The organism is Terriglobales bacterium, from assembly GCA_035543055.1.
In the GTDB taxonomy this organism is placed as follows: Bacteria; Acidobacteriota; Terriglobia; order Terriglobales; family Acidobacteriaceae; genus JAIQFD01.
Genome location: DATKKJ010000100.1, coordinates 1 through 4560 on the forward strand (window position 1 = coordinate 1; position 4560 = coordinate 4560).

Consider the following 4560-nt stretch of genomic DNA (forward strand, 5'->3'; position numbering starts at 1 on the left):
GTGAAGCTCACCGGGATCTGGGCCACGGGCGCTCCCGAGGAAAGGGTGAAGCCCTGGACCTGGTTCACGCCCGCCACTCCGACCCACACAGTTGAGCTATCTACGGTGACGCCGCCGGTGTAGGCGCCGGTGGCCGTCCCCGAGAGCGGGATGGTGGTCGCCGAGCCCAACGTCGCGTCGGTCCCGATGGAATACACCAGGAGTTGGTTCACGTCGCTGGCGGTCACGATGGCCCTGGAACTGTCGGGCGTGACGAACAATTGCACCGGGGTAAACGCGGCAACGCCGGGGAAGGAGTAGGCCTGGAAGGTATGGGTGGGATTAGCGGGGCAGGGCGAACCCACCGCACCCGGCATGGAGTCGATCTGCGTGATCTGGTTGCCGGTCACGGCGATCATCTGCAGGTTCGTTTGATTGGGCGACGGGACCGGCTTGGCTGCGGCCTTGATGAGGGTCGAGCCGATGTTGACGCTGCCCGCCGGGGCATTGGTACAGGTCGAAAAGACGTCGGTGAACGGATCGCCGACATAGGCGAATGCCCCCGAGGCAAGCAGCGCCACGTCCGCGGCTGGACTGCCCGTGGGCATGGGAGTGAAAATGCCGGGCCCAATCTCGTAGACCTGGTTAGCGCTGGTCAAGACGAAGAAACGGTTACGGTCGGGCACGAAGTCGGCCGCAATGGCGCCCGGAATGTTGAAGGTGATTGTGCCACCGCCGGGGATGTATTCGTACACCGTGTTGGGGACGGTGGTATCGACGACGATGACGATCACGGCGTCGTTCGAAACAGCCAGCACCTTGCCTTTGAGCGTGGTGTCGCCAGTCGCGGTCCCGGCCACCGGATCGAAGACGATCACCCCAGAATCGGAGCCGAGATAGGCCTTCGTTCCGTTCTTGGCGAAAACAAAAGAATTGGGCGGAGAAAACCCACCCGGCAGGTTGATTGCAGTCCCAGCGGTGTTGTTCGAAGTGTTGATGGGAACGATGGTGGTGGTGCCGGCATCACTGCTCGTAGCGTAGACGGTGGCGGCGTTGGCGGTTCCGGTGACCGTCGCGGTCACCACGTTGCTATACAGGGCCTGCTGGGTGCCGCCGTTGCAGAGGGGAGGGACGCAGGAGGCGACGACGTTGCTGGTGCCCGGGTTCACGCCGGTGACCACGCCCGTCGTACCCACGGTTGCCACTGGTGTAACGGTCGAGGTCCACGTTGGGGCAAAGCTCATGGCGACACCATTGGTATCCACGATGTCGGCTGCCAGCGTGGCGGTGGCTGCCTTGGCGATGCTGACTGTGGTGGTGTCCTGTTGATTGGCGACGTGGATGTAGATGGATCGCGGCGCGCAGGTGGTGAAGGTACCGGGAAGACTGGTGGTACCGCTCAGGGACGCCGTGATCTGGGTGACGCCCGGGCCTTGGGCGGTCGCCACTGTGACCGTGTTGGGATTGTTGGTGTCGGCTGCGACCGTGGCCACCGAGGTGTTGCCGCTGGCGAAGGTGAAGGCACCGAGGTCGGCGGCGGGCAACTGGCAGGGTGCAGGGTTGGGAGCGCACACCGCCGGGTCGTTGCTGCAGGCAATGGCGGTATAGCTGGCGGTGTTGTTGGGTGCGGTGGCGCCCATGGAGATGCAGCCGCTGCCCGGCCCCGCGGGAACGCCGCAGGTCAGAGGCAACACCGAGACCGGCGAGGATTCCCCCACCACGATGCTATCGGCCTTGGCGTGCACGTACGCGGTCACAGTGGCGGTGAGACCCGAAGGCTCAGCCTTCACGGTCAACGTCGAGGTCCCCACCAGACCTGGAGTGCAATGGATGAAGTTGGTATCCCAGGCGCCGGCGCACAGCAGGCCTCCGGTGCTCGTGGTAAGGATGTTGGTGGCGCTGGAAGTGAAGGTAAAGGTCTGGTTGCCGATGGCATGGCCTTGGGCATCAGTGACGGTCACACTCTCTTGCAGCACCTGGCCCTGATTCAGGGAAACATTCGTGGGATTGAAGATGATGGTCGTGGCGGGCCCGATGGTCACGCCAGTGCCGCCGCCTCCGCAGCCAGTGGGTCCCAATGCCAGAAGAAGAAGAATAAAGAGAAGAACGAGTAAACCCGACCGCCGCATTCATCCTCCACGCCCGCCGACGTGCTGCGGCCGCGTAAATGTCCCCTTGCTATGAACACGCCACGCGGGGAATGTTTCAGTGTAGAGGCTGCTGGATATTTCGGCAACTGCGGTCGCCCTGTCAGCTTCCCTCTTGCCCCGGCGTTCGGCGCCCGGGTACATTAAGGACACGGCGATGGAGTTCGCCATAACCGCCCTGCGGGGCTGATGACTCCTACCACGCTCGAATAGGAGAACTCCATCGTGGAACTGAAGCCCTACCTTTGGATATCCCTGGGAGCGGTGACCGGGGCCAGCGCGCGTTATGTGGTGAGCCGCTGGGCGGCAAGGCTCATCGACCCCGATTTCCCCTACGGCACCCTCCTCATCAACATCACGGGCAGCTTTCTGCTGGGCCTGTTCCTGATCTGGACGACGGAGCGGGTGCTGGCCGACCCGCGCTGGCGGCTGATCATCGCCATCGGCTTCTGCGGCTCCTACACCACCTTTTCCAGCTACGCCTTCGAGACCATCGTTTACTTCGAGCAGGGGCACTGGCTGCTGTTCTGGAGCAACATCGTCTTCAACAACCTGCTCTGCCTGCTGGCGGTGATCGGCGGCGCGGCGCTGGCGCGGGCGCTATAGAATGGCGAACGGTATGGCGGTCCAAGTCAGCATTTACTTGAACGAAGCCGACGAGTGGCACGACAAGCCGCTCCACCTGGAGATCCTCAACTATCTCCGGGCGGAGAATGTGGCCGGGGCCACCGTCCTGCACGCCGTGGCCGGGTTCACCGGCCGCAGCCGGGTGAGAACCAGCAGCCTGGTGGACGCAGGCGGCAAGCTGCCCCTGGTGATCACCTTCATCGACACCGATGAGCACGTGAACCGAGTCCTTCCGACGCTGCGGGAGATGGCGGCCCACCGGCTGATCGTGCGCGAGAACGTGGTCATCGAGCAGGGGAGCCTGGAGTAGGCAAAAGCCATTTGACGCGTCTGCCCATGGGTTGCTATATTCAATAGGTTCTGCGAGTTGAGCCGGTTTACCCTGTGGTCGTCACGGAAGTAGCGACACACGCCCGAGGACAGTAAGTCCGGTCCGCTAGAAGGGCGCCCTCGCTGAAACGCACCTGCGCTGCCCCGCTCCCGAGCGGGGGTATGCAGGTCGAGCCGGACGAAACGGAGCGCAGCCCGCAAGGCGTTGTGCCACCGTCGTCAGGCAAAGTCTAAGGAAATGAACAATTTCCCCGTGTGTTTGCGCGCGGGGAAGCATGGGCGGTTCCGGCCGCGCCAGTCCCAAGAGGGATCGAGCTGTTGCGCGCCGCAGGTGTGCGCGCGCAGAAGGAGCATGCACGAGTGCCTACGTTCAACCAATTGGTACGCCAGGGCCGCACGTCGCCCAAGTACAAGACGGCCAGCCCGGCGCTGCAGATGTGTCCGCAGAAGCGCGGCGTCTGCACCCGCGTGTACACGCAGACCCCGAAGAAGCCGAACTCGGCGCTGCGCAAGGTGGCGCGGGTCCGGCTGACCAATGGGATCGAGGTCACGACCTACATCCCGGGCGTCGGCCATAACCTGCAGGAGCACTCCATCGTGCTCATTCGCGGGGGCCGCGTGAAAGACCTGCCGGGGGTGCGCTATCACGTGATCCGCGGCACGCTGGACACGGTCGGCGTCACCGCACGCAAGCAGGGGCGCTCCAAGTACGGCGCCAAGAGGCCGAAGGCCTGAAGGATTTTCGGTAGAGACGCAGCTGGCTGCGTCTCCCCTACGAGAGAGAAGCAATGCCGAGAAAAGGATATATCGCCAAGCGGGAAGTGCCGCCCGATCCGATCTACGGTTCGACGCTGGTCACCAAGTTCGTGAACTCGATGATGTATGAGGGCAAGAAATCCACCGCCCAGAACATCTTCTACACCGCCATGAAGAACCTGGAGACGCGCGGGGGTTCCGACGCGCTCACCCTGTTCAAGAAGGCAGTGGAGAACGCCAAGCCGCTGCTCGAGGTCAAGACCCGGCGCGTGGGCGGCGCCAACTACCAGGTCCCGGTGGAAGTGAATCCGGACCGGCGCACCTCGCTGGCCATCCGCTGGCTCATCGGATACAGCCGTGACCGCGGCGAGAAGGGCATGACCGAGAAGCTCTCGAACGAGTTGCTGGACGCCGCCAACAACCGCGGCGCCGCGATCAAGAAGAAGGAAGACGTCCACCGCATGGCCGAGGCCAACAAGGCCTTCGCGCACTACCGGTGGTGAGCGTCCGACCAAGGGTTCGGATCGAGAAAGAGTAAGGAGACGGTGCCAAGACAGGTCCCATTATCGCGTTGCCGGAACATCGGCATCATGGCGCACATCGACGCCGGCAAGACCACCACGACGGAGCGCATCCTCTATTACACGGGGATCACGCACCGCATCGGCGAGGTCCATGAAGGCACGGCCACGATGGACTGGATGGAGCAGGAGCAGGAGCG

At 63.5% G+C, this 4560-nt stretch carries 5 protein-coding genes and 1 riboswitch; of the genes, 4 read left to right on the forward strand and 1 reads right to left on the reverse strand.

Features of this window, described 5'->3' with window-relative positions:
* A partial coding sequence (locus VMS96_07640; GenBank protein ID HVP43289.1) for a hypothetical protein occupies positions 1-2021 on the reverse strand: 2021 nt, incomplete at its 3' end.
* A 249-nt stretch (positions 2022-2270) separates the two neighbouring features.
* Positions 2271-2332: riboswitch (Fluoride riboswitch) on the forward strand.
* A gap of 19 nt (positions 2333-2351) precedes the next feature.
* Between VMS96_07640 and crcB the strand changes: the two genes are divergently transcribed.
* From crcB to rpsG, 4 genes are all read left to right on the forward strand, one after another.
* Positions 2352-2732, forward strand: coding sequence for a fluoride efflux transporter CrcB (crcB, locus tag VMS96_07645; GenBank protein ID HVP43290.1), 381 nt, complete (start codon positions 2352-2354; stop codon positions 2730-2732).
* A 13-nt stretch (positions 2733-2745) separates the two neighbouring features.
* Positions 2746-3063 carry a DUF190 domain-containing protein gene (locus tag VMS96_07650; protein ID HVP43291.1) on the forward strand — a complete coding sequence of 106 codons (318 nt, stop codon included), beginning with the start codon at positions 2746-2748 and terminating at the stop codon, positions 3061-3063.
* Positions 3064-3443: 380 nt separating this feature from the next.
* On the forward strand, positions 3444-3818 hold the full coding sequence (gene rpsL, locus VMS96_07655; protein HVP43292.1) for a 30S ribosomal protein S12: 375 nt from the start codon (positions 3444-3446) through the stop codon (positions 3816-3818).
* 53 nt (positions 3819-3871) lie between these two features.
* Positions 3872-4342, forward strand: a complete 471-nt coding sequence (rpsG, locus tag VMS96_07660) for a 30S ribosomal protein S7 (GenBank protein ID HVP43293.1) — start codon at positions 3872-3874, stop codon at positions 4340-4342.
* The last annotated feature ends 218 nt before the right edge of the window (positions 4343-4560 follow it).

Coding starts and splice junctions, on each gene's coding strand:
- VMS96_07650 (HVP43291.1), top strand. CDS start 2,746: ATGGCGGTCCAAGTCAGCATTTACTTGAACGAAGCCGACGAGTGGCAC.
- rpsG (HVP43293.1), top strand. CDS start 3,872: ATGCCGAGAAAAGGATATATCGCCAAGCGGGAAGTGCCGCCCGATCCG.